The sequence below is a fragment of the Paenibacillus kyungheensis genome (genome assembly GCF_028606985.1).
Lineage (GTDB): Bacteria > Bacillota > Bacilli > Paenibacillales > Paenibacillaceae > Saccharibacillus > Saccharibacillus kyungheensis.
The window spans coordinates 1,282,853-1,309,815 of record NZ_CP117416.1; the positions used below are offsets into that span (position 1 = coordinate 1,282,853).

Annotated in this window: 19 protein-coding genes and 1 pseudogene; 18 read left to right on the forward strand and 2 right to left on the reverse strand. The window is 39.7% G+C overall.

All coding sequences use genetic code 11. The features are described 5' to 3' along the window. Position 1: 1 nt before the first annotated feature. The 6 genes and pseudogenes from PQ456_RS05545 (at position 2) to PQ456_RS05570 (ending at position 5,154) form a co-directional block, all read left to right on the forward strand. Positions 2 to 1,141, forward strand: a complete 1,140-nt coding sequence (locus PQ456_RS05545; RefSeq protein ID WP_273615245.1) for a baseplate J/gp47 family protein — start codon at positions 2 to 4, stop codon at positions 1,139 to 1,141. Then, on the forward strand, positions 1,134 to 1,721 hold the full coding sequence (locus PQ456_RS05550; RefSeq protein ID WP_273615246.1) for a YmfQ family protein: 588 nt from the start codon (positions 1,134 to 1,136) through the stop codon (positions 1,719 to 1,721). The genes PQ456_RS05545 and PQ456_RS05550 overlap by 8 nt, the downstream gene beginning before the upstream one ends. After that, positions 1,721 to 2,830 (forward strand): phage tail protein, encoded by a 1,110-nt coding sequence (locus tag PQ456_RS22990; protein ID WP_273615247.1) that lies wholly within the window; start codon positions 1,721 to 1,723, stop codon positions 2,828 to 2,830. The genes PQ456_RS05550 and PQ456_RS22990 overlap by 1 nt, the downstream gene beginning before the upstream one ends. A 153-nt stretch (positions 2,831 to 2,983) precedes the next feature. Then, positions 2,984 to 3,427: pseudogene (locus tag PQ456_RS05560) on the forward strand (phage holin family protein); the annotation flags it as partial. Positions 3,428 to 3,807: 380 nt separating this feature from the next. After that, on the forward strand, positions 3,808 to 4,773 hold the full coding sequence (locus tag PQ456_RS05565) for a glycoside hydrolase family 25 protein (protein WP_273615248.1): 966 nt from the start codon (positions 3,808 to 3,810) through the stop codon (positions 4,771 to 4,773). Between the two features lie 105 nt (positions 4,774 to 4,878). Then, entirely contained in the window at positions 4,879 to 5,154 is a 276-nt protein-coding gene (locus PQ456_RS05570; protein ID WP_273615249.1) for a holin, read from the forward strand. Between the two features lie 371 nt (positions 5,155 to 5,525). Here PQ456_RS05570 and PQ456_RS05575 read toward each other — a convergent pair whose 3' ends face one another. Next, on the reverse strand, positions 5,526 to 7,436 hold the full coding sequence (locus PQ456_RS05575) for a 5'-nucleotidase C-terminal domain-containing protein (RefSeq protein ID WP_273615250.1): 1,911 nt from the start codon (positions 7,434 to 7,436) through the stop codon (positions 5,526 to 5,528). Positions 7,437 to 7,920: 484 nt separating this feature from the next. Between PQ456_RS05575 and PQ456_RS05580 the strand changes: the two genes are divergently transcribed. From PQ456_RS05580 to PQ456_RS05600, 5 genes are all read left to right on the forward strand, one after another. Continuing rightward, positions 7,921 to 9,540 carry an ABC transporter substrate-binding protein gene (locus PQ456_RS05580; RefSeq protein ID WP_273616251.1) on the forward strand — a complete coding sequence of 540 codons (1,620 nt, stop codon included), beginning with the start codon at positions 7,921 to 7,923 and terminating at the stop codon, positions 9,538 to 9,540. Between the two features lie 20 nt (positions 9,541 to 9,560). Continuing rightward, a complete protein-coding gene (locus tag PQ456_RS05585; RefSeq protein ID WP_273615251.1) occupies positions 9,561 to 10,565 on the forward strand; it encodes an ABC transporter permease in 1,005 nt (334 codons plus the stop codon). An 11-nt stretch (positions 10,566 to 10,576) separates the two neighbouring features. Continuing rightward, positions 10,577 to 11,470 carry an ABC transporter permease gene (locus PQ456_RS05590; RefSeq protein WP_273615252.1) on the forward strand — a complete coding sequence of 298 codons (894 nt, stop codon included), beginning with the start codon at positions 10,577 to 10,579 and terminating at the stop codon, positions 11,468 to 11,470. 280 nt (positions 11,471 to 11,750) lie between these two features. Then, the gene (locus PQ456_RS05595; RefSeq protein ID WP_273615253.1) at positions 11,751 to 13,163 is read left to right on the forward strand and encodes a deoxyguanosinetriphosphate triphosphohydrolase family protein; all 1,413 of its coding nucleotides are present in this window, start codon (positions 11,751 to 11,753) and stop codon (positions 13,161 to 13,163) included. A gap of 62 nt (positions 13,164 to 13,225) precedes the next feature. Then, a complete protein-coding gene (locus PQ456_RS05600; protein ID WP_273615254.1) occupies positions 13,226 to 14,173 on the forward strand; it encodes an MsnO8 family LLM class oxidoreductase in 948 nt (315 codons plus the stop codon). A gap of 141 nt (positions 14,174 to 14,314) precedes the next feature. Here PQ456_RS05600 and PQ456_RS05605 read toward each other — a convergent pair whose 3' ends face one another. Beyond that, complete coding sequence (locus tag PQ456_RS05605; protein ID WP_273615255.1) at positions 14,315 to 15,268, reverse strand: D-2-hydroxyacid dehydrogenase; 954 nt, start codon at positions 15,266 to 15,268, stop codon at positions 14,315 to 14,317. Between the two features lie 203 nt (positions 15,269 to 15,471). On the opposite strand from PQ456_RS05605, the gene thpR reads away from it, so the two are divergent. The 7 genes from thpR (at position 15,472) to cls (ending at position 26,817) form a co-directional block, all read left to right on the forward strand. Next, on the forward strand, positions 15,472 to 16,044 hold the full coding sequence (gene thpR / locus PQ456_RS05610) for an RNA 2',3'-cyclic phosphodiesterase (protein WP_273615256.1): 573 nt from the start codon (positions 15,472 to 15,474) through the stop codon (positions 16,042 to 16,044). A 275-nt stretch (positions 16,045 to 16,319) separates the two neighbouring features. Then, positions 16,320 to 17,147, forward strand: a complete 828-nt coding sequence (locus tag PQ456_RS05615; protein ID WP_273615257.1) for a cell wall hydrolase — start codon at positions 16,320 to 16,322, stop codon at positions 17,145 to 17,147. Between the two features lie 133 nt (positions 17,148 to 17,280). Then, positions 17,281 to 17,967, forward strand: coding sequence for a metal-dependent hydrolase (locus PQ456_RS05620; RefSeq protein ID WP_273615258.1), 687 nt, complete (start codon positions 17,281 to 17,283; stop codon positions 17,965 to 17,967). 589 nt (positions 17,968 to 18,556) lie between these two features. After that, a complete protein-coding gene (gltB, locus tag PQ456_RS05625; protein WP_273615259.1) occupies positions 18,557 to 23,158 on the forward strand; it encodes a glutamate synthase large subunit in 4,602 nt (1,533 codons plus the stop codon). A 278-nt stretch (positions 23,159 to 23,436) separates the two neighbouring features. Further along, positions 23,437 to 24,393: an ABC transporter ATP-binding protein gene (locus PQ456_RS05630; protein ID WP_273616252.1), complete on the forward strand. Its 957-nt coding sequence runs from the start codon at positions 23,437 to 23,439 to the stop codon at positions 24,391 to 24,393. Continuing rightward, positions 24,390 to 25,166 carry an ABC transporter permease gene (locus PQ456_RS05635; protein WP_273615260.1) on the forward strand — a complete coding sequence of 259 codons (777 nt, stop codon included), beginning with the start codon at positions 24,390 to 24,392 and terminating at the stop codon, positions 25,164 to 25,166. The genes PQ456_RS05630 and PQ456_RS05635 overlap by 4 nt, the downstream gene beginning before the upstream one ends. 220 nt (positions 25,167 to 25,386) lie before the next feature. Then, entirely contained in the window at positions 25,387 to 26,817 is a 1,431-nt protein-coding gene (cls, locus tag PQ456_RS05640) for a cardiolipin synthase (protein ID WP_273615261.1), read from the forward strand. Positions 26,818 to 26,963 lie beyond the last annotated feature (146 nt).

The following is a 26,963-nucleotide window of genomic DNA, read 5'->3' on the forward strand; positions in this document are numbered from 1 at the left end:
CTTGGCAGAACTTCCTCAGTATTTAACGGAACAAACAGAAGAAAATATTATGCAGCGTATGCTGGAACGAGTGCCTTCTGATCTAGACAAGTCGGAAGGTTCTTTTATTTGGGATGCAGAAGCACCGGTTGCTTTTATGTTATCTGAAGCAGCTATTTGGGCACAAGAATTGTTACGACGTGGATTCGCTAGTACGGTAGCCAGTACAGATGAGAATTTTCGTTCCGATGAATTAGATTTACGTGCAGCAGAGCATGGTGTGACTCGTAGAGAAGCAGTAGCAGCATCCGGCGTAGTTGTATTTACAGGTGAAGTCGGTAAACCTATCCCTATTGGGACTATAGTTGCTACGCCAGCAGATGAAAATTCAGGCGAAGCGTCATTGGAATATGAGACAACTGTAGCCGGTATTTTGGATAGTACAGGTAAAGCCACCGTGCCTGTTCGTGCAGTCGTTGCGGGCAAAGCAAGCAATGTGCCTACAGGTATTGTTACGATTGTATCTACTTCGCTTAATGGTGTTACGGGTGTGACCAATACCGTAGAGATCAAAGGTGGAGCCGATATCGAATCTGATATGTCTTTGCTAGAACGGTTTTATGCGAAAGTGCGTAATCAAGGAACTAGTGGCAACAAAGCACAATATATGCAGTGGGCTGGTGAAATTGCTGGAGTCGGCGGAGCACGAGTGATTCCTTTATGGAAAGGTCCCGGCACGGTAGGTATTTATGTATTGGATACAGATAAGCGTGCAGCCAATACCGATATTGTAAAAGCAGTACAAAATTATATTGATCCTACACAAGATGGACAAGGAGAAGGAACAGCTCCAGCAGGTCCCATTATTACAGTGATGCCAGCTGAAGAAGTACCGATGAATATTGATGTTACATTAACACTTGCTAGTACTGCTTCAGTTGCCGAAGTTAAGAATTTAATTCAACAAGGAGTAAAAGCTTACCTCAAGCAGTTGGCTTTTACAGATTCGCTTGTGAGGTATACACGCATTGCTGCTATTTTATTGGATATTCCACCGATCATCGACTATGCACAGTTAACAGTGAATGGTACAAGTGACAAAAATATTGAAATGAGCGCTAATCAAGTAGCAGTACTCGGGACGGTGACCGTTCATGAGTAATCTGTCTGGTAGTGCTCCTTTTTCTTTTTCCAGTGTAAAAGGTGCTGAATTATTTTCTTATTTACCTGCATACTATGAGACTTCACGAGTGATACGTGCAGATATGAATACCAAAGGACATGAAATGGATCATTTCTATCAAGCGCTGGAAGAAACCTTCCAGCAATTTTTTGTCCGTACAGCAACATGGGGATTACCCCGTTGGGAAGCTGAATTAGGTATTGAGACGAACCTCAACAAGCCATTAGAGCAAAGACGCGCAGTGGTTGAATCCAAACTACGTGGTGGCGGTAAATTTTCAGGTAAACTGGTCAAAAATGTATCCGAAGCCTATGACGGAGGGAAAGTAGCAGTTACTTTCCAACCACAACAATGGAATTTTACTATTAAGTTTATCGATACAATCGGTATTCCACCGAATCTGGATGATCTTAAAGCTGTGATCGAAGAGATTAAGCCTGCTCATCTATCTGTAGAATACCAATTTAGTTATTTATTAATACGAGATATTCATGGCGTGAAAACATTAAAAGAAATGGATAATCTACCTTTATCTAAATTTGCAGGAGGTGCTGTGTAATGGCAAGTAATACGCCTAATTTAAATTTGTTGAAAAAAGACCCGTTGACCGATGGTAATGAAACATTTAATATCCAGACCATGATGAATGACAACTGGGACAAGATTGATACAGCAGTCAAAAAAGTACAAGACGATGTAGCCAATATTGATCCAGATATTCCAGATGCCAGCACTACACAAAAAGGTATTGTGCAGTTAAGTAGTGCTACAAATAGTGCAAGTGAAACTCTTGCTGCTACAGCTAAAGCAGTGAAGACAGTAGCAGATGCTTCGTTGCCTAAAACTGGCGGTACTGTTTCTGGTGATATCTCTATTTCAGGTAAATCAACATTAGTCGGTCCTATTGATTTTAGAAATGGAATGGATGGTTTAGGAGATATCAAAAATACTGGTGGTATTAGATCAAATGGCATAGTTAATTTCACCAATAGATTGTTTGTAAGTAGTGGTGACAATAATGGGCAGCCTAGCTTGAGCTTAAGTATAGGTGATAACGATACTGGTTTTAATCATAATAGTGATGGATACGTGGATCTTATTTCGAATGGAAGAACTGTCGCCTATATGAAAGGTGGGAGATTTGTAGTACGTGGTGACGGTGATGACTTTTATGATGTAGCAAGAGACATTATAAATTTAAAGCAATCTGTCAGTAATGGTAAAACATCAATTGCATCAGCAATTACTGACAGAGGTGTTAATACGCTAGCTGATGCCAATTTTTCTACGATGGCAGCTAATATACGCAATATACCTGCTAGAATGATAGATGGTAATTTTAATACAGATTATATAGAAATATCTCGCGATTATACGGGTACGGTTCTTACTTATAACTTTCCTGGTGTTAACTTTACCCCAAAAGCCGTTTCTATCATTATTGGTACGAAATATATTTATAATGGCGGACAATCAAGTTTATATGGAGATATGAATCCAAGCACACTTAATGTAAATAATTCATTTTCTGCAAGTGTTAATGGTGCAAGTGTTTCGACGACTATTTCTGGATCACAAGTTACATTCAAATTTACTAGACAAACTTCGGGTGCTTATTCTGGTGGTAATATATATACACAAATCAAAGATTTTAGAGTTATAGGCTAATAATTTATATCTATTAAAAGAACAGATTATTTAAAATAATGTAGTATTTTTAGAGTGAATACATCAATTTCTCAAAGCCTCCGGCACTTCGCCTGGGGGCTCTTTTTTTAACCTAAACAAAACAACATACTACAATAACAGGAGGAAAGGTCCATGGGTGGGGAGGTTGAAGCCATTGTCAAATCGGTATCGACTGGTGCGGGGGCCATGATCGGGTACTTTTTCGGGGAGTGGAGTGTAATGATCAATCTACTATTGATGCTTGTCATCGTCGATTGGGTAACAGGATGGGCAGCTGCATGGATCAATGGAGAATTAAAAAGTCGAACAGGTTACCGCGGAATTGCTCGCAAAGTTGCTATTTTTGTTATGGTTACGATCGCTCATTTTATTGATAAAGCGGTAGGTGATCTGCATTATTTTCAAGATGCTGTCATCTTTTTCTATTTAGCGAATGAATTGTTATCTGTGATCGAAAATATGGGACGGATGGGTGTACCTATGCCTAAAGTGTTACGTCATGCTGTCAAAATCTTCGAATCTCATAGCGGAGAAGATGAACCGAATGAAGATGCTAACTCTTCTTCTCAACGCGCAACAAGCCATTCGGCAACCATCTTACCGACAACGAATGGACAGATTGAGTCAGATCACCATAACAATCCGGAATCTCACCAATCCAACAATAATCGTCCATCTGATCCAGTAGCAGAGGATAAGCCCAAGCAAGACGACGATCTAACTGGTACCGACGAATTGTCTCCAATGACACAAGCAGAACGAGATCAGCAATTTGTACGCAAAGAAAACACGTTAGAAAACTTCATTTTTCCAGAATAATAACGTATTGAATTTTGATCTACGTTTCAGTATCCATTTCACAGTAAATCTAAATTCGATACAATTTTCCAGTTGAAGAATAGATGTAGCTTAAATGCAAATAAATTGGTAAATACACCAGAGAGAAGGTGAATCGATTGCAAGCCAAAACAGCAGATGGTGCACAGGGCATTGATGTGTCGCACTGGCAAGGAAATATCGACTGGAACAAAGTCAAAGCCGCAGGCAAACAGTATGCTTTTATCAAAGCGACTGAAGGTACGCGTAATAAAGATGTTAGGTTTATTGCGAATATTAAAGGCGCGAAAGCTGCTGGATTGTTAGTAGGTGCGTATCATTTTCTGAATGCTACTAGTACCAGTATTGCACAGCAAGAAGCTGCTCATTTTGTCCAAAGACTGCAAGAAATTGGCGGAGCAAAAGCATTAGATTTTCCACCTGTACTGGACTATGAAAATAACCCGGGTGGACTAAGTAAAAGCTCGATTAATGCTATTGCTAAAGCTTTTCTAGAAGAAGTAGAACGCTTAACCACGATTCAGCCTATGATCTACACAGGTAACGCGTTTGCAGCTCATTTTGATACTTCACTTAGCAAGTATTCATTATGGATTGCAAGATACAGTAACACACGTATTCCTGACGATTGTACCGCATGGAAATCATGGGATTTCTGGCAGTACTCAGATTCTGGATATGTAAATGGAATCGGTGGCAATGTAGATCTCAATATTTATAAAGGCACATTAGCACAATTAATATCCACTTATCGTCACAAGCAAGATCATGAACCAGTAGAGGAGGGAGAACAACCGATGACCGCAGAAGAGAAAAAAGCTTTTCAAGCATTAGAAGCTACTGTCAAAGCACAAGCAGATCGTATTGCTGCATTAACAGACAGTCGTGATCTACTCAAAACCAGTATTACCAAAGTAGATACACGTATCCAACGGATCGAGCAAACTCAAAAAATGGATATTCCTAATTGGGCCAAAGAAGCGGTGGATAGCGCATTAGCTACTGGTCTAATTCAAGATGCAGAAGGTGGCAGTTACGACTTTTATCGTTTGCTCACCGTATTACATCGTAAAGGTCTCATTTAATACCATCTTCATGATATGGATAGATCTACTAATAAATAGCTATAACAAATAAACAAAATAACAGTGATACCAATAAACTTTTGATAAAGAGAGAGGATTTAGGATATGGAAGAATTAAATAATGTATTAGCATTTGCTTCTACCTTGTCGCTGATCGTATTAGCACTTGTACAAGCACTCAAAACCGCAGTCGCTACACCGAAAAATTGGATTCCAGTGATTGGGATTATTATTGGTGTAGGCATTGGAGCAGCAGCTTATCCATTTACAGAATTGGGATTAGTTCCTCGTCTGTGGGCAGGTGGACTTGCTGGATTGTCTGCAACAGGATTATTTGAATTAGCTTTTAATCCAAAAGCAGGCACCAGTAAAAGTATGTAATAGTGAACTATGCAGATTATATGATCTGAGAAATGTGTGTACGTATAGGAAAACGACCACTTGTATATCACTATATCGTTAAGTTAGTAATACCTATCTAATCTATGCTAAAAAGGTCTTATCTAGAGCTATTTAGAGAATAATACGATTAAGAACATTCGACTCATTCTTGAATACTGCCGCTATATGTACTATTGTTCATTTTTCAAATAGATAACCAATAAATTCTCGGTAGACAACAAAAAAAGGATCTGGAAGAATCCAGATCCTTTTACTTTTTACATTGAAAGATACCATTGTGCATCATGGTATAACTTCTTTATTTTACATACATCTGATTGCTCTTATAGCATCTTTACCAACAACTTAGCTTAAGATGCTGCTGTTGCAGTCATAGCAGGTAGTTTGATTTTTTGACCTGGATAAATCCAGTGTGCATTGGTAAGATCATTCAGATCGCGTAGTACTTTCCATGTTGTACCATGATCTACAGCGATTGAATACAAAGTATCCCCGGCTTTAACTACATATACATCGCTTGCTGCTGGAACCGGTTTGGCAGGTGTTGGTTTAGCAGGCTTAGCGGGTTTGGTTGTAGAAGGCTTAGCAGGAACAGGTTTAGCTGGTGTTGCAGGCTTAGTTGTAGATGGTTTGGCAGGAACCGGCTTCACTGGAGTCGCAGGTGTAGTCGCTTCACCTGTACTTGAAGCAGGAGTAGGTGCTTCTACAATCCGTCCATCTGTTTTGATATTAACTTTGCCCAGAGACTGCATATATTCGATCAATGCTTCATCTAATGAACCATAAATACCCGTTTGCGCTTTACCTTTGAACATTGTGTATTCATCGCCACCAACAGCCATAAAGTCATTTGTTGCAAGACTATAGGTTGCTTTTAGATCAAGTGGTTTGCCACCTACTGTTACCGAGTGGACCCGTTTGCCTTTTTCTTTAGCGGTATCGATTTTGTACGTGATTCCAGATACTTGAGTAAATGCTCCTTTTTCGTTCGGGAAATCACTAGCACCGTTGTTCAATGCCGCTAACAGTTCAGCACCTGTTACATTGATCGAAACGATTAGATTACCGAAAGGAAGAACAGTGATTACATCACCTTTGGTTACTTTACCCGCAGCGATTGAAGCACGAATACCTCCGCCGTTCGTAATCGCTACATCTGTACCTGCTGTTTTGCGCATAGCATCTGTTAACAGATCCCCAAGATTCGTTTCACCTGCACGAACTTGAGTACGCTCACCGTCTAATTTGACAGAAGATTCAGCAACCGTTTCTTCAAGGATCGATTTTTGTGATTCTTGAATAGAATCAACCAGTGCAGCAACTTTCGGATCTGGAGTAACATTTGCTGCTGCTTTTTCGTCTAATACATAAGCTTGTTTCTTCGTTACTTTACCGCCGTCTACCCATAGATCGATAACGCCCATATGTTCACCATATTCGCCTGTACTAGCGATCAGTGTTCCATTTTCAGTCTGTCCATTTTCAAGCAATGTATGACTGTGACCATCGATAAATACATCGATGCCCGGAACTTCTTTAACCACTTTCAAGCTTGTATCTGTGCTGGATTGATCCAGACCCAAATGCCCTAGAGCAACAATGACATCCACTTTACCTTGCAATTCAGCAACCATTTTTTTAGCAGCTACCGCAGGATCGGTAAATTCAATATTGGTTACATTTTTAGGATTTGTTTTGTATGCAGTCTCAGGCGTTTCCAATCCGAAAATACCGATTTTGACTCCGTCTACTTCACGAATAATATAAGGTTCAAAAGGAGCCTTTCCGTTTTTTTCGACAATGTTAGAAGAAATAATCGGGAAATTAGCCATTTTGGAAAGTTCTAGCAAGCGATCATAACCATAATCAAATTCATGGTTACCGGGTTCCATCGCTGCATAACCCATTAGATTCATCGTTTGGATGACGCTTTCGCCTTTAACCAATGTAGCAAAAGAAGTACCATGAATCTGATCTCCAGCGTCTAACAACAACGTATTCGGATTCGCTTCACGATACAAATTAGCGATTCCAGAAAGTTTGGCATAGCCCATATAAGGCGTAGCTTCTGTAGCGTGAGCATGAACGTCATTCGTATGTAAGAGAGTGATATGTGTTCCAGTACCAGCATCTTGTTGAGCCTGCTGATTAATACCTTCTATCGTTAGTGTGGAAGGTGCAGCCGCAGATAGAACACTTGAAAAGCTTAGAGTCAGCAATGCTGACGCGGCAAATGATAAAAACGTTTTCTTTGTAAACATAGAAATGAAATGCCCCCTTTTATTTGGTATTCTCCTTATTCTATCAGTTAATTGTTAACGGTGTCACTAGATTTGAGCAAACTATTTGTAAAAAATATTAAGAAAAGTTAGTTAATATGACATTATATACATTATCTTAGAACAATCATTGATATCATTCATTTTTAAAATCAAAGTATATTGATAATAAGAAGACAATTTAACAGCATATAAAAGGATTTTAATATAATATAAACGCAATAATTCAATATTACTGTCGTTTGATGTAGCCTTTTGTAACAAATAAACGTTTTATGTGAAAAAACATTGCCAAACAAGTAACAATGATGTAAATTAAGTTCAACCTGTGGTCAATTCCAATTTTAGCCAACATTCTCAAAATACATATACAAGAGAATATGCTGGATAAAAAGGATTGAGTACGTATCCATGATTTTCTAATTCAGAAGGGAGTTTGTTGCTTGTGAAAAAGGGATTATTGTTGATGTTTACGTTGATGCTTACGTCTGTTTTATTGTTGGCAGGTTGTACCGGAAACAAATCAGCTACAACAGCACCAGAAGCTAATGGAACAGAAGAGACCGCTGCTACTGGAGGCGGAACATTAATAGTAGGACGGGGTGGAGATTCAGCCGCACTCGATCCAGCAATCGTTACTGATGGGGAATCGCTCAAAATTGCACAACAGGTTTTTGATACACTATTAGATTACAAAGAAGGAACAACTGAAGTTATGCCATCACTCGCAGAAAGTTGGACGATTTCAGATGATGCACTAACGTATACTTTCAAATTACGTGAAGGTGTCAAATTCCATGATGGTACTGATTTTAACGCTGATGCAGTTGTATTTAACTTCAACCGCTGGGGCGATACCAAAAGTAAATACAAATTTGAAGGTGACTCTTTCGATTATTATGATTCCATGTTTGGACCGGAAGAAGATCGCGTAATTGCAAGTGTAACTGCAACTGATCCAACAACGGTTGTTTTCAAATTAAATAAACCACAAGCTCCATTTCTACAAAATCTAGCGATGACTTGCTTCGGTATTGCTAGTCCAAAAGCAATCGAAGATGAGAAAGCAAACTTCAAATCCAATCCAGTCGGTACAGGTCCATTTGTATTCAAAGAATGGAAACGTAGCGATTCGATCACACTCGACAAAAATCCTAACTACTGGCAAGAAGGATTGCCAAAAATGGATCAAGTCATTATCCGCTCTATTCCCGATAACACTGCTCGTTACAATGCCCTTCAAAACGGCGAAATAGATATGATGGAAGATTTAAGTCCAGATGATTTGGCTACATTAGAAGCTAATCCAGCACTACAAAAAATCAACCGTCCACCATTCAACGTCGCTTATCTCGGTTTCAATACAACCAAAAAACCATTTGATGATCCTAAAGTACGTGTAGCCCTAAATTATGCTGTTGATAAAAAAGGTCTGATTGATGCGTTTTTCGCAGGACAAGCAGAACCAGCGGTCAATCCAATTCCACCAACCTTATGGGGATATAACAAATCGGTTGAAGATTATCCGTATGATTTAGCGAAAGCTAAGCAATTGCTAGCTGATGCAGGTTACCCGAATGGACTTGATCAAGAATTAACGTTCTATGCTATGCCTGTACCACGTCCTTACATGCCAGATGGACGTAAAGTAGCTGAAGTGATTCAAGCGAGCTTTGAACAAATTGGTGTGAAAGTAAAAATTGAATCTCCAGAGTGGGCAACTTATTTGGAAGATTTGAAAAACGGTACAAAAGACGATCTATTTATTATTGGTTGGACGGGTGATAATGGAGATCCTGACAATTTCTTCTATCCATTACTTGATAAAGATTCTATTGGTGGCAACAACTATAGTCAATACGATAGTGAAGAATTCCATGATCTAATTGTCAAAGCTCAACAAGAAACCGATCAAGCAGAGCGTAGTAAATTGTATGAACAAGCTCAAGTAATTGTGAAAAAAGATGCGCCATGGGTTCCATTGGTACATTCTACGCCATTACTTGCAGCCAAAGCTGAATTGAAAGGGTATGTACCTTCACCAACCGGCTCAGAAGCATACACCAATGTATACATCGAACAATAAAAGCATGGTAGGTGATCAGCATGGGCTCTTACATTTTTAAACGCCTGATTGTACTCATTCCCGTATTGCTAGGTATGACTATTATTGTATTTTCGATTATCCATGCGATTCCAGGTGATCCGGCAGATACGATTCTAGGGGAAAAAGCAACAGAACAATCAAAGCAAGCTTTGCGTGAACAGTTAGGATTAGATCGTCCGTGGTTAGAACAATATTTTGCTTATTTAGGAGATTTGCTAACAGGTGATCTAGGAAGTTCGATCCGCACAAAGGAGCCTATTTCGCAAGAAATAGGTCCTTACCTGGCGGCAACGATGGAACTCACTGTAGCCAGTATGCTATTTGCAATAGTGATTGGTGTCAATGCAGGGATTATCAGTGCATGGAGACACAATTCGTGGTTTGATTATATCTGTATGATTATTGCGTTGGTTGGCGTATCTATGCCTATTTTCTGGTTAGGATTAATGGAGCAATGGATCTTTGCCAATAAATTGCATTGGTTACCTTCGATCGGGCGTGTGAATGTACGCGAACCATTAGAAACGGTAACTGGATTTTATGTAATCGATGCGATTATTTCAGGGCAAACGGCACAGTTATGGACAGTGATCAAACATCTTATTTTGCCTTCTGTAGCACTAGGAACAATTCCGATGGCGGTTATCGCAAGAATGACACGTTCCAGTATGCTTGAAGTCATGCAGTCTGATTATATTCGTACAGCCAAAGCCAAAGGGTTATCTCAATTTTATGTAGTCTATCGACATGGACTAAAAAATGCGTTTATTCCAGTCCTGACTGTTATTGGTCTACAAACAGGTGCACTTCTAGGTGGAGCTGTACTGACCGAGACGATTTTTGCTTGGCCAGGTGTAGGCAGATATATTTATGAAGCAATTAGCAATCGTGATTATCCGGTAATCCAATCAGGCATATTAATTATTGCTATCATTTTTGTTGTTATTAATCTGCTGGTGGATCTGCTGTACGCTTTATTTGATCCACGTATCCAGTACAAGTAAGAGGTGATCTGATGACACAAGCAACCCTGAATACCGGATCAGGTGGCAACGTCAAACATGTAAAGTCTGGGCCGTGGCGTGATGGCATACGTTCATTTATGCGTAACAAAACAGCTGTGGTAGGATTAGCAATTGTTGTATTTTTCATTATACTGGCTTTACTCGCACCACTGATTTCGCCTTATGATTACAAAGCGCAAGTACTATCAGAACGTCTACAAGCGCCATCTGCTGAACACTGGTTTGGTACAGATGATCTTGGTAGAGATATTTTGACCCGTACATTATATGGAGCACGTATATCGTTGTGGGTGGGCTTTGTATCTGTGATCGGTTCTATTATTATCGGTACATTTTTAGGCATACTGGCAGGGTTTTATGGTCGCTGGGTAGATATGTTAATCTCACGTGTATTTGATATATTGCTAGCGTTTCCAGCTATCCTGTTAGCGATTGCGATTGTAGCGATATTAGGGCCTTCCCTGCAAAATGCGCTGTATGCGATTGCAATCGTCAATATTCCAACCTATGGTCGATTGGTGCGATCACGTGTCCTTTCGCTACGGCAAGAAGAATTTATTACAGCTGCTCGTGCAACAGGTGTTCGAGATGTACGGATTCTGTTTAGACATATTTTGCCGAACAGTCTTACGCCGATTATTGTACAAGGAACACTCGGAGTAGCAACAGCGATTATAGAAGCCGCGGGACTAGGCTTTCTAGGAATGGGTGCTCAACCACCTGAACCTGAATGGGGTAAGATGTTATCTGATTCGCGTCAGTTTATTCAGACCGCTCCCTGGACAGTTATTTTTCCCGGAGTATCGATTTTGTTGACGTCGCTTGGATTCAATCTGATGGGCGATGGATTACGAGATACATTTGATCCGAGGATGAAGCGCTAAGCTAGAAATGATTATGACCAACTGAAAAGAAGATATGCGAACCGATTGTAGGCTCGTATATCTTCTTTTTTGATATCCAATAGAAGAATTCTAAATTTTTTCTTCTATATATACAGTCATTTTGTAACGTATATTTTTCAGTGTAAAATGGGTATAAATAGTTTACCATCTAATTAGGCATGTATTTGTGAAAATGCGTTACTTTGCGAAGTGTGCAAAAATGTGTATAATCACTCCAACCATGTATAGCCAATAGATATAGAGATATAGGAGAAACCATATGGAAAATAATTTAAAATCAATGCGTGAACACCGTCAATACACAGAGGATAAACATGAAGCTTCCCGCGAAGCTTACGAACGCGATTATTCGCGATTGATTCATTCTCCAACGTTTCGTCGTTTACAAGGAAAATCACAGGTATTTGGAGCAGGAACCGGTGATTATTACCGTACACGATTGACTCATTCTTTGGAAGTGGCACAGATCGCCAGACAAGCAGCCAAAAGTCTACTTAGTCGTTATCCTGAAATTGATGAATCATCTGCTAGTAATCCCGGGCTAATTATTCATCCTGAAGTAGTAGAATGTGCTTCAATTGCTCATGATTTTGGGCATCCGCCGTTTGGACATAAGGGAGAAGAAGTACTGGAGAGTATATTAGAAAATTTAATTACCGAGAAAACGCAAAAAGCATTAAAAGGCAAAAAAGTAACTTCTGCTGAACGTGAAGCTGTGCGTCAGCAAATGCGAGAAAAATATGAACACTTTGAAGGCAATGCTCATAATTTTCGGTTGATTATGTTTTTGGAAAAACGTGAAAATTTGGATGGACTCAATCTGTGCGATGCTGTTCTACTCGGTATTAACAAATATCCTTATACCGGAATCGTTAATAAAAAAGGACTGTACCATCGGGAGTGGCAATATATTAACCAGATTCGTCAGCAGTGGCAAATTCCAGATCGTAAAATTACACTGGAAGCTCAATTGATGGACTTGTGTGATGATATCGCTTATTCGGCTCACGATTTAGAAGATGGGATCAAAGCAGGTAAAATAGAAGTCCATGAACATTTTATGCATGATCCATATACGCATAAATTAATTATCGAAAAAATTATGACCCTTGAAGATCGTTTCTGGTTAGGATGGAGTCGTGAAAGTATAGCAGCTAAAGTAGATGAAGTCTTAACAGCATACTTGCGCATTTGGCGTGAAAAGTTGCCTGTTTGTGATCATGATTACTCTCGTACTCGCCGCGAAGTCAAAGCGTACTGGGTAAGTCATTTTGTCAGTCATCTGGGTGTGATTGATGATGGTGATTGGAAAAAGGTCACTTTTATCAATGATCAAGCAGAAGACGAAGATTTGTTACGAACTGTAAGTGTACTCAAAAGTTTTGCATGGGTGACGATGATTCGTGATCTACGCGTGCAGCGATTGCAAAAACGCAGCGAGTGGATTATTCGTCGCTTGTGGGATGCTTTTCTTGATCAAGAATCGTCTGTGTCTATTATTCCTTCGGATTGGTTGCAACGATTTGAACGTGATCAATTAAGCCCGAATCCTGTATGGACATGGGAGCGAATGGTCATTGATTATATTGCTGGAATGACCGACGCATTTGCCGAGAAAATATATAATGAATTATACGGTCTCAAAGTCGGGTCTATTTACGATCTCGATTAATATTATTTATGTTCTTACAAAAAACTATATTATAGAAGAAACATCATAGAAGAGGTGAAACCATGAAAGCATTACCCCTTGGCATTCTGGATATGTCACCTGTATTAGAAAGCGTATCGGTTGAAGAAGCATTACAACAGTCTGTACGATTAGCACAAATGGCAGAAGAACAAGGATATGAGCGATTCTGGTTATCAGAGCATCATGATATGGCAGGGCTTGCTTGTACAGCCCCTGAAATATTAATCACTTATATCGGAGCGCATACCTCAACCATTCGTCTAGGTTCTGGCGGTGTATTATTGCCTCATTATAGTGCACTCAAAATCGCAGAAACGTTTCGGATGTTATCAGCGCTATATCCAGGCAGAATTGATCTTGGTATAGGACGTGCACCCGGTGGATCTGCTCATGCTTCGATTGCACTCAGTGGTAATTATTTAGAACATGTGGCTCAGATGCCTACATTGATGCAAGACCTTACTCATTTGTTGCAAAATAAATATGAGATTGAAGGCGGAGAAGTTTTTGCTAGACCGATTCCTGCACAAGAGCCGGAATGCTGGTTACTTGGCACCAATATTAAGAGTGCAGGTCTAGCCGCTGAATATGGAACAGGATATGTATTTGGTTACTTTATGAGTGATAATGATGGTCAGAAAGCCATCCAACATTATCTTGAACAATATCAAGCTACATCGTTACAGTCTCATCCTAAAGTCATGATGGCAATCTCTGTTATTTGCGCAGATACGCAAACAGAAGCGGAGCAGTTATATGAGCATTGGAAAAGTCATTCTCAAGCGCCGGGCGGAAGTACTGACGAAATTCCAGCTCCGATTGTAGCAAGCACCGAAAATATTATAGAGCAGTTACAACAATTGCAAACTCAATATAAGGCGGACGAACTACTACTCATTTGTCCATTGCAAACGTACGATCAACGTATCCATGTGTATCAAAAAATTGCAGAAGCCAATCAATCGGTATCTTCTGTTTCGTTGTTATAAAATGCTAAAAAATAAAAGTATAGATTATATTCAAAAGATAAATGCGATTGAATAAATAAACGAACTTTTGAATAAATCATACTTTTTCATTACAAAAAAGACTCGTCCTTTTATTGGGAACGAGTCTTTTTATTGTTTTAATTAATATTTTTTACCATAATCAACTAGATTGATAGGAAGAGTCTGATCGTTCTGATAAGCTTTCAAGTTCGTTAGGAAAATATCTAATACACGTTCTGTATAATGTTCATTACTACCTGCAATATGAGGGGTAATAATCACTTGCTCCATTTTCCATAATGGATGATCTTCAGGTAAAGGTTCCGGGTCAAACACATCAAGCCCTGCTCCTGCAATTACGTGATCTTCCAAAGCATGAACCAATGCATCGGTGTCCACTGTAGAACCACGTCCCACATTTATAAAAATAGCATTTTTCTTCATCGCTGCAAAACGTTCTTGATTAAATAACTGCTTCGTCTCATCCGTTAGTGGCAAAATATTCACCACATAATCTGCTTCAGCTAAAGCATCGTCTAATTGATCCATCGTATACATCTCTTCGATATGTTCTGTTGCTTTACCTGAACGACGAACACCGATGGTATGCATACCGAATGCTTGAGCAAGTCTTGCCGTTTCTTGTCCAATATTACCAACACCTACAATAGCAATCGATTTTCCTTTAAGTTCGGTAAATGTTCCACTCGTGTCCCATATCTGTTGACTCTGATTACGAATCGCTTGATGAAAGTTACGAGAGAATGACAACATATATCCAAAAATTTGTTCTGAAATTGGAACGGTATGTACACCGTTAGCGCTGGTCAATTGAACTTGCTTATGACTCAACTTGTCTAAAGGCATATTATCCACACCTGCTGACCAGGTTTGAACCCATTTAACCGGACAGTCTTCGGCAAGAATATAATCAGCCAGCTTTTTAGACCATCCTACAATAATTTCGGCATCTTGAAAAAGGGAAGCATCTGCTTGTTTAGCAGGAACAGCTTTCAACTCATAATGGGGCGCTGCCTTTTGAATCTGTTGTTTTTGAGCTTCATCTAGTTCTTGTAGAAAGACAATGGTAGACATGTGATTCCCTCCTCGAGTAGTAAAGCTTGAATGTTTATTTCTGTTTTAAATGATATCAAATAATAACCCGCACACCAAATTAGAAGCAGTAAAGGAATGTAGTGTTTTGCAGATTTATATCATTTGGTGTATACTAAGTGGAAGTAATGATAGAACGTGTGTTCGTTAAAAGTGATTTTAGTATGAAGGAGGTTATATGGATCATGGGTACACAAGCAGGACAAGAGCGAATGTTTGTTGCTTTGCGGATCGGACAAGAAGCAGCAGAATCTTTAAGTGATTGGAGTGCTTCGTTACATGAGAAATATAATTTTCGCAAATGGACACATGCACAGGATTTACATATCACAATTCAGTTTCTAGGTGATGTATGGGTAGAAGAGATTCCACCATTACAACAAGCCATTGCTCAAATAGCAGCACAGACCCAATCATTTGCATTACAGATTGGATCATTAGATACATTTGGTCTGATCGAAGCACCCAGAGTGTGGTGGGTACATCCTGAAGGTGATCTTCAATCATTGCATATTCTTCAGCAGCGGATTGGACAAGCTTGTACAGAGTTGGGATATGTAATAGATGATCGTCCATATCGACCGCATATTACAATAGCTCGCAAATATAAAGGTGAAATTCCTTTTTCAGAGCTGGATCATACCTTTCAGTTGCCACCTATAGGATGGCAAGTCACAGAGATTGTATTGTGCAAAATACGAATAGGACATCAACCCTCATATGAGAATATTTCTACATTTCCTTTAGTGAAAGAGTGACCTATGCCTAATATTGGCTTTTTGTCAATTTGACAAAAGATAAGTAACTATACTACTATACGTTCTGCTGCAATTTTGTAATTGAAGGCGGGATGGAAATCGAATTTTCGGCAATAAGAAAATTCAAATTAGATTAGTAACTTCGGCTTGTAATCGTATATTCGACTGAATCATAAATTGAAAAAATGATTCAAAATTTGAATGTTGGTGTATTCAATTGAAATCGGATAGGTTACATAGAGGATGGAGTAAGCTAACAATATTGGAGGAAAAAAATGGAGTTTATTAAACGCAACCAATGGATTACGCCTTTGTTAGGCGTGCTTTTTATATTTGTAATGTCTATGCCTTTCTGGATGGATAACCGTACAACCAAAGAAGAATCTTTTACTCAATTGCCGATATGGGGAACTAAGCCTGTAGTGGCGTCTGCATCTCCGCTTGAAGCAAGGACAAGTCTAAGCTTTGTCACCTGGAATAATACACATACCAAAAAAGTGATTAAGCAAGTCAAAGCAGAAACAACAGCAGCACAGACCAAAGCTCTTAAAGCTAAAAAATTGGCGAAACAAGCAAAATTGAAAGCAACGAACGCACGTTCAGCCAAAGCGAAAGCATCGTCTGGCATTGTAACGGCAAGTTCGTCTATTAATCATTCAACTCCAACCCACTTATACTTTACTCGGACCGAGCTACTTAACCAGAAGGAGAAATCCGAAGCAACCTGGACCTACGCAATGTCTAGTAAAGATCGGCTACTGTTAGAACGTATCGTTATGGCAGAAGCTGAAGGCGAACCGTACGAAGGCAAAGTGGCAGTTGCCAACGTTGTCTTAAACCGGCTACGGTCAGCTAATTTTCCCAAAACTATCAAAGATGTTATTTATCAAAGATACCAGTTTTCGCCTGTAAACAACGGTAGATTTGATCGTGTGAAACCTAATGCTGAGTCTGTTCAAGCAGTAAGTGCAGCTCTATCCGGTCATAAAGAAGTGCCTGATAATACGTATTATTTTGTATCATTGTCTTTGGCGACCGATGATACGATTGAACGTACCCGTACCAAAGTAGTACAAATTGGACATCATACTTTCTTTAAATAAAACCATGAAATAAGCTGGTTTGTTTTAGTTTGCTGTTTTCTAGTTTATAAGAAGTAGAGGAATTATACTTTCATTGGCGAGAATGATAAAATCAATGCGGGTATATTAATTTATTTCGGAGGTGCATTTATTTATGAAAATCACATATTATGGTCAGTCTTGCTTACTGGTTGAACAAGATGGAAAAGCAGTTATTATTGACCCTTTTCTATCAGGAAACCCACATGTAAATGTTGCTCCAAAAGATATTAAAGTAGACGCTATTATTTTAACTCATGGTCATGGCGATCATTTTGGAGATACAGTCGAAATTGCTAATAACAACAATTGCCCTGTGATTGCAGTCGTAGAATTGGCTCAATACACAGCAAGCAAAGGTGTTGAAAATACAGTAGGCATGAACCTTGGCGGTAGCAAACAATTCGACGGGTTCAAAGTAAAATACACGCTAGCGTTCCATTCTTCATCGATTGAAGAAAATGGTCAAAATATTTATCTTGGAGAGCCTGCCGGTATTCTGTTAACGATGGGTGGTAAAACGCTATATCATGCAGGAGACACTGCGCTGTTTGGAGATATGAAATTAATCGGTGAATTGAATACGATTGATGTAGCTGCTTTGCCAATCGGAGATTTCTTTACGATGGGACCTGAAGATGCATTGATCGCAGCGAAATGGATCAAAGCGGATCAAGTGATTCCGATTCATTACAATACATTCCCGCCAATCGAACAAGATGCTGATGCGTTTGCAAAAGAGCTAGAGCGTGAAGGCATAAAAGGTTTGCCATTAGCGATCGGTGAAAGTGTAGAGATCTAATTCGTGCCAGCCGATTCACTTTGTAATAAAAGAATGAATCTTTAGATAAATAGTATAAAGCAGTATCCAAATCAAAAGCCTACCTTTACTATAAAAGGGTAGGCTTTATTTGTTTGCAAAAATAACGATAAAATAATAGATAAAAAGTATGTATTAATTATTAATTTTAATGTATAATAATACACTATATTGTTAAGAAGCTAATGCGATACGTTATTGCACTAATGCTTTGACGCAAAATAATATTTTATCAGAACTATAAAAATTTTGAATTGCCACGATGTCAGGTCAGTGTTAAAATGAGATAACTAATCCAGGGTAAAAGCAAACATGCTTATGCTACGTATAATCTCTACTAACAGAGATTCGGATAATTATACTTCTACTATTCATTTCTAATATCATATTCAGATAGGCTGCTTCCAACCATCTGTATCGTCAATTTACGTATACAGGTCGTGATGATTGGAAGAGCAGCCTGTTTTGTTATACCCTATCTCTGAAATTGCGATATTCACTGTCGTCCTCGTAGTGCCGTCCACTGGCTGTTCTCTTGACATCTCACTTCATAATAGAAAGGTTGCGTATTATGAACATTACTGGTTTGCCTCCAAAACAGGGGCTTTATGATCCTCAATTTGAAAAAGATGCTTGTGGTATGGGTTTTACTGCACACATCAAAGGAACACCGAGTCACCAGATCGTTAGCCAGGCGCTGACAATGCTTGAAAATATGGAGCATCGTGGCGGTCAGGGTAGCGAGCCAAATTCCGGTGACGGAGCCGGTATTATGGTGCAGATTCCTCATCGTTTTTTTGTTAAAGAAGCAAAAGCACTTGATTTTGAATTGCCTGAAAAAGGTCAGTACGGTGTAGCGATGGTGTTCCTCTCCCGTGATGAAGAACTACGTAACCGTCATGAAGACATGCTGAAAGACATTATTGCGCAAGAAGGACAAGTTCTTCTTGGTGTACGTACTGTGCCTACAGATGACAGTACACTTGGCAAATCGGCAAAAGATGCGAAGCCAGTCGTTCGCCAATTTTTTATTGGACGTAGCTCAGAGTTACAATCTCAAGATGAATTATCGTTTGAACGTAAATTATATGTGATTCGCCGTTTAGCAGAACGTCATATTCGCTTTGCAAGTGAACCGGGTGGAGAAACATTCTATATCCCAAGTTTGTCTTGTCGCAAAGTCGTATACAAAGGGATGTTAACCACGATTCAAGTAGGCGAGTTTTATTTGGATCTACGCAATGAAGAGTTTGAATCTGTAATGGCATTGGTTCACTCTCGCTTTAGTACCAATACATTCCCAAGTTGGGATCGTGCTCACCCTTATCGTTTTATGATTCACAACGGTGAGATTAACACGATGCGTGGAAATGTAAACTGGATGCATGCTCGTCAATCGCTCTTCGAGAGTGAAGTATTCGGTGATGATATTGACAAAATTCGTCCGGTTATCAATCCAGATGGATCTGATACAGCGATGTTTGATAATACGTTAGAGTTCTTGTATTTGAATGGACGTTCATTGCCGCATGTCGCTATGATGATGGTTCCTGAACCGTGGAGTAACCATGACAGCATGGATGCGAAGAAAAAAGCATTTTATGAATATCACAGTTGTCTAATGGAACCATGGGATGGCCCAGCAGCAATGGCATTTACCGATGGAATTCAGATCGGAGCGACACTTGACCGTAACGGTCTACGTCCAGCACGTTATTATGTTACCAAAGACGACCGTATTATTTTGTCTTCTGAAGTAGGCGTACTGGATATTCCAGCAGAAGATATTCTGTACAAAGATCGCCTGCGTCCAGGACGTATGTTGCTGGTAGATACAGCAGAAGGTCGTATTATTTCAGACGAAGAAATCAAAGATAAAATTGCTTCCGAGCAACCGTATGGCGAATGGCTTGAAGAGCATTTGATGAATCTGGATGAGATTCCAGACGCACCGGAAGCGATTCAACCGGATCATAGCAATATTGAGCAATTGCAATTATCGTTCGGTTATACATTTGAAGAGTTGCGTAAAGTGCTAGAGCCTATGGCATCTACAGGTGCTGAAGCGATTGGTTCAATGGGTTATGATGCACCGCTTGCGGTACTGTCTGATCGTCCGCAACGACTATTCAATTATTTCAAGCAGATGTTTGCACAGGTAACCAATCCTCCGATCGATTCGATTCGTGAAGAGATTGTAACGTCAACAGCAACATCGATTGGACCGGAGCGCAATTTATTAGATCCACAACCGGAAAGTTGTCGTCAGATTATTTTGAATACACCGGTATTGTCGAACGAAGATTTTGCCAAAATCCGTCATGTTCGTCGCCCTGGATTCAAAGCGATGACTATTCCTATTTTCTATACAGCAGCAGAAGGTGCAGAAGGATTACGTAAAGCATTAGATAATCTATGTGCAGCAGCAGATCGTGTTATTCGTAAAGGTCATAATTTCTTGATTCTTTCCGATCGTGGTGTAGATAAAGAAAATGCAGCTATTCCTTCATTGCTTGCTGTCGCTTGTTTGCATCACCATTTGATTCGTCAAGGAACAAGAACGAAAGTCAGTTTGTTGCTTGAATCTGGTGAACCTCGTGATGTGCATCATTTTGCTTTGTTATTAGGTTACGGTATTAGTGCTGTCAATCCGTATCTGGTATTTGAATCGTTGCAAGATATGATCAAACAAGGATTACTACGTGGAATTTCACATGAAAAAGCTGTGAAAAACTATGTTAAAGGTGTTACCAAAGGCGTAACTAAAATTCTGTCTAAAATGGGTATTTCGACGATTCAATCTTATCGTGGCGCACAGATTTTTGAAGCTGTAGGATTGAAGCAAGATTTTGTCGATCAATACTTTACATGGACCGCTTCTCGTATTGGCGGTATTGGTTTGGAAGAAGTTGCAGCTGAAAGTCTATCTCAGCATAATCGTGCGTTTACAGACAAAGATGGCAATGACAAAGTGCTCGATTCGGGTGGAGATTATCAATGGCGTAATGACGGGGAGAAACATTTATTCAACCCGCAAACGATCCATTTACTACAACATGCTGTACGTACTGGTGATTATAAATTGTACAAAAAATATGCAGCACTGGTTGAAGGTGAAAATGAGCAACGTCTGACATTGCGTTCGATGCTCAAATTCAAACCAAATGGTGCACCTATTCCTTTGGAAGAAGTAGAGCCACTGGAATCGATCTTCAAGCGCTTCAAAACAGGCGCAATGTCGTTCGGTTCGATCAGTCAAGAAGCGCATGAGAGTCTGGCTATTGCGATGAACCGTATCGGTGGGAAAAGTAACACCGGTGAAGGCGGCGAAGACCCTGCACGCTTTGTTCCAGACGCGAATGGAGATTCACGTCGCAGTGCGATCAAACAGGTAGCTTCTGGACGCTTTGGTGTTACATCGAATTATCTGGTCAATGCCGATGAAATTCAGATCAAAATGGCACAGGGTGCGAAGCCGGGTGAAGGTGGACAATTACCAGGACGTAAAGTGTACCCGTGGGTTGCTGAAGTTCGGGGTTCTACACCGGGTGTAGGTCTGATTTCACCACCGCCGCATCATGATATTTATTCGATTGAAGATTTGGCTGAATTGATCTATGATCTCAAAAATTCAAATCCACGTGCAGATATCAATGTAAAATTGGTAGCTGAAGTAGGGGTAGGTACGATCGCAGCAGGTGTTGCTAAAGGTCGTGCAGATATTATTTTGGTAAGTGGTTATGATGGCGGTACAGGTGCATCTCCACAAGGATCTATTCGTCATGCAGGCTTGCCGTGGGAACTCGGTCTAGCGGAGACACAACAAACATTGATTATGAACAATCTTCGTGATCGTGTTGTGTTGGAGACCGATGGTAAAATGCTAAGCGGACGTGATCTAGCGGTAGCTGCTCTATTGGGCGCAGAAGAATATGGTTTCTCTACAGCACCACTTGTAGCATTAGGCTGTATTATGATGCGTGTCTGTCAGATGGATACTTGTCCTGTAGGTGTAGCGACACAGAATCCAGAACTTCGTAAAAACTTTACAGGTGATCCTGATCATGTTGTAAACTTTATGAAATTTGTAGCTGAAGATTTCCGCGAAATTATGGCTGAACTTGGTTTCCGTACTGTTCAAGAAATGGTAGGACGTATGGATTGTCTGGATGCTGTCGATGCGGCAGAACACTGGAAGAAAAAAGGTCTGGATCTATCTGTATTGCTTCATGAACCTAAGCTTGCAGAAGGTAGTGAACGCTACAGAATCCAAAGACAAAATCACCAACTGGAAGAGACATTGGATATGCAACAATTGGTTCCATTGGCAACTCCAGCTCTTGAAAATGGTACGCGTGTAGAAGCTGACCTTGCGATCTGTAACGTGAACCGGGCGACAGGTACTATTTTAGGTAGCGAGATCACACGTAAATATGGCGCAGCAGGTTTACCGGAAGATACAATCACATTTAACTTCAAAGGATCAGCAGGTCAGAGCTTTGGCGCATTTGTTCCTAAAGGAATGACGCTCAAAGTAGAAGGCGACTGTAATGACTATGTAGGTAAAGGATTGTCTGGTGGTAAATTAGTCGTTCGTCCAGATGCCAAAGCTACATTTGTAGCAGAAGATAATATCATTATCGGAAATACGGCTCTGTATGGCGCTACAAGCGGTCAAGCGTATATTAATGGTATCGCTGGTGAGCGATTTGCTGTACGTAACTCTGGCGCAAATGTAGTCGTTGAAGGCGTAGGAGATCATGGTTGTGAATATATGACGGGTGGTCGGGTTGTTGTTCTAGGCAGTACAGGACGTAACTTTGCAGCAGGGATGTCTGGCGGTATTGCTTATGTGCTTGATCCAGATCGTAGTTTTGTAGAGCGTTGTAATCTTGAAATGGTTCTACTTGAATCGATTGAAGATGCAGCTGAACTGGAAGAAGTACGATCTCTGATCGAACGTCATGTGGAGTATACGGGTAGCCAAGCAGGACAACGTGTATTGCAAGACTGGAATCAACAATCTCAAGACTTTGTACGTGTTATCCCTAAAGACTACAAACGGATGACCGAGCAAATTCAAAAAGTTCACGATACAGGTCTAACAGGCGAAGCAGCATTACTTGCAGCCTTTGAAGCCAATATGCGTGAACTGGCACGTTCCGGTGCGTAGTATGTTAGCATCGTTGGGATGGTTGTTAGCCCTTTTCGATGTTATAGAATAGAAAAGGATTAAAGCATCTCAAGTAATGGTTATCTAAATAATGGATTGAAGAACCTGTTGTTACTGGAATATTCCAGTCAACAGGTTCTTTTTTTATGTCTAGCTTGAACTATGATACACTGGGTAAAAGATGGAGCACGTATCCATTATTGAGATTGATACATAGAGCAGGAGGAAAACAGATGGAATCCAATTCCGATACAATCATGTCTTCTACAGAACAGCATATGAAAGAGCCACTCACAGACACCAAAGTCCCTTATGCAGCAGGTCATCTACCTGTAGTTCAATTTGTAAATGTAAGTAAAGTAATCGGTGGCAAAACGTTAATCGATCATTTGACTCTGGATATTCCAGCAGGTAAAGTATTTGGATTTCTAGGCCCTAACGGTGCAGGGAAAACGACGACGATCCGTATGATGGTAGGGCTGATGAGCATTACAGAAGGGGATATTTTGATCGAAGGTCAAAGTATTCGTACTCATTTTGAAGAAGCTATTGCCAAAGTAGGCGCGATTGTCGAAAATCCCGAAATGTACAAGTATATGACAGGTAGACAAAATCTAATGCAATATGCTCGTATGTCGCCTGGTGTAGATCCAGCGCGAATTGATGAGGTAATTCAATTTGTTGGCTTAACAGGACGTATTCATGAAAAAGTAAGCACCTATTCACTAGGTATGCGCCAGCGTCTAGGAGTCGCACAAGCATTGCTACATCGTCCTAAGTTATTAATTCTGGATGAGCCTACCAATGGACTTGATCCGCAGGGGATAAGAGAGCTACGGGATTATTTACGTGCGTTGACTCGTGAACAAGGAACGACTGTATTTGTATCCAGTCATTTACTTGCTGAAATGGAATTGATGTGTGATGCGATTGCTGTGATTGATGGTGGGAAATTAATAGATGTACGTGAACTTCATACGACTCAAGAAGCAGAAGCGGATCTGATAGCGAAAGTAACGGTTGTATTTGAACTGGATCAACCTGAATTAGCAGCTCAATTAGCGTCAGCTGGCAAAGTGGAAGGAAATACATGGACGATTGAAGCAGATCGCCAAGAAGTAGCACGACTGAATACGTTATTTGTGCAAAATGGTATAGCTGTGTATTCGATTCGTCCGATCAAACGTAGCTTAGAAGATCAATTCTTAGAATTGACGCGAGGAGGACAATTATGATGAATTTCTGGAGACTGGTACATAATGAAAATCTCAAAATTGTACTTAAAAAGTCAACATGGATTTTGAGTATTTTGATGATTATCGGTTCACCGATGGTGCCGATTTTTCTTAAAATCGTAGATGTTCCTTTTACAGCATCAGGTGTACTATATCAATCATTTATTTTGTATTTTATTGTTATTATGTTATCGCTGATTATTGCTTCTGAATCGGTATCAAGTGAATTTTCAAGAGGAACGATTAAGCTGTTATTGATTCGTCCATGGGATCGTTGGAAAATTTTACTATCTAAATATATTGCTGTGATTTTATTTTCGTTAGTAGCTACAATCCTATTTGTTATTTTAAATATGATTTTTGCTTATATTTTATTTCCAACGACAGGCAGTAGCATTTTATCAGGGCCTACACCTGATCTGTTACTGACGATTGTATATAATTATATTCGCGCTTTAGTGTTAATCACTGTTGCCTTTATGCTGTCCTCGTTATTCCGTTCTACAGCGTTAGCGATTATGATTTCGATTTTGCTGTATTTCTCTGGTGGAACATTGAATGGTATTTTCCGACTATTTCTTGAGCCGGAAGATCGTGGAGTTGTAAAGTATTTATTGTCTACGAATTTGGATCTGACACAGTATTTTAATTCACCTACAGGCACATTTGGTGTCACCTCATTAGGATTCTCTTTAGGTGTATTGCTTGTGTACATGATCGTGTTTATCGCAATAACATGGTTTTCTTTTGTCAAAAGAGATGTTCGAGCATAAGTAGTACACAATAATGATCAACATAGCGCTATTCTTCTTCGGAAGAGTAGTGCTTTTTAATATGGTAATAATTACATTTTAATTGTTGAATCAACTAACAATGAGTTGGTTATAAGGATAGAGGAAGTGATTAACCTATAACAGTGAATCTAAAGGATATTGTAGTTTCGCTGATAGATAATAGGTTCTTAAGAAAAGTGGTACAGAAAGGAAGCATCATATGATTTGGATTGTACTGATTTGCCTTATTTTTATTTTTCAAACAGGGATTATATTGATTCTTGAGTTTCGTCGTCCATCCAAAGCAGTTGCGTGGATGTTTATTTCATATTGTGTTCCCTTTTTAGGATTTGTACTTTATTATTTTGTAGCTCGTAATTATCGGATTCGTCGTACGATTCGCAAAAAAGGAACGATTATTTTCCGCGAAGTTCGTCATCGTCTGTGGAGACAATCTCATGTGATACGTCATGCACAAGATATGGGCAATCCGAAATTTGAAAACGAAGAGCGTTTATTCGGATTATTGTCTCATTTAACTGAAAATCCAATCACTGCTTGTAATGATATTAAAGTGCTGACAGATGGAAAAGTTACTTTTTCAGCTATGTTGCGAGCGTTAGAGCAAGCAGAGCATCATATCCATATTCAGTTTTATATTTTTCGAGATGATATGATAGGCAAAGAATTTACTGAGATTCTAATCCGCAAAGCACAAGCAGGAGTCAAAGTTAGAATGTTATGTGATGGATTAGGAAGTTATCATCTGAAATACAAATTTGTGCGTCAGTTAAAAGCCGCAGGAATTGAATTTTATTTCTTTTTACCTCCGTTTACTTCGTTTATTCAGCGTGAAGTCAATTATCGTAATCATCGCAAAATCTTGGTGATTGATGGTGAAGTAGGATTTATGGGTGGATTAAATATAGGAGATGATTATCTGGGTTATGATCCTAAGCTTGGATACTGGCGGGATACTCATCTGGAGACACGCGGAGATATTGTTTACTTTTTGCAAACGGTATTTTTAGAAGATTGGGAATTTGCTTCAGGGCAACGGATCACAGATTCAATCTATTTTCCAAAACATCAATGTGCAGGCAATGAACGCGCATTAATTGTATCCAGTGGACCTGATCGGAACTGGGATGCTATTCAAGAGTTGTGTTTTAGTGCAATTGCTGTAGCGAAGCAACGTATTTGTATTACCACGCCTTATTTTATTCCAGATGCAGGTATCTATACCGCGCTCAAAACAGCCGCAGTTAGTGGTGTACAGGTCGATATTATTATTCCTAAAGTATCTGATTCACAGGTTGTACATTATGCGTCATTATCGTATATGCAAGAATTGATGCGTGCAGGAGTACGTATTCACCAATATGAAAAAGGATTTGTTCATGCTAAAGTGATGGTCATTGATGATTTATTGGCTTCAGTAGGTACCGCTAATATGGATATGCGTAGCTTTTATAGCAATTTCGAATTAGTTGCTGTGTTAGCAGAGCAGTCTACGATTGAGCGGTTGATGGAAGATTTTGAACGTGATCTGGAACATAGTCGTCTTTTGAATTATGAGCAATTTATCAAGCGATCTCGTATGCAAAAAACGATGGAGACGTTATCACGAATGTTGTCACCTCTTTTATAAAATAGCACCTATCTATCCACTTGCATGTTTCTGCAACAGTCTGTGATCTTAACAAGGAACTGGCTCAAGAATATGGTATAATCGCTCTATCAAAAGATTTGGCAAACGATAGATATCAAGTATAGATGATCTGTCGGTTGCCCTTT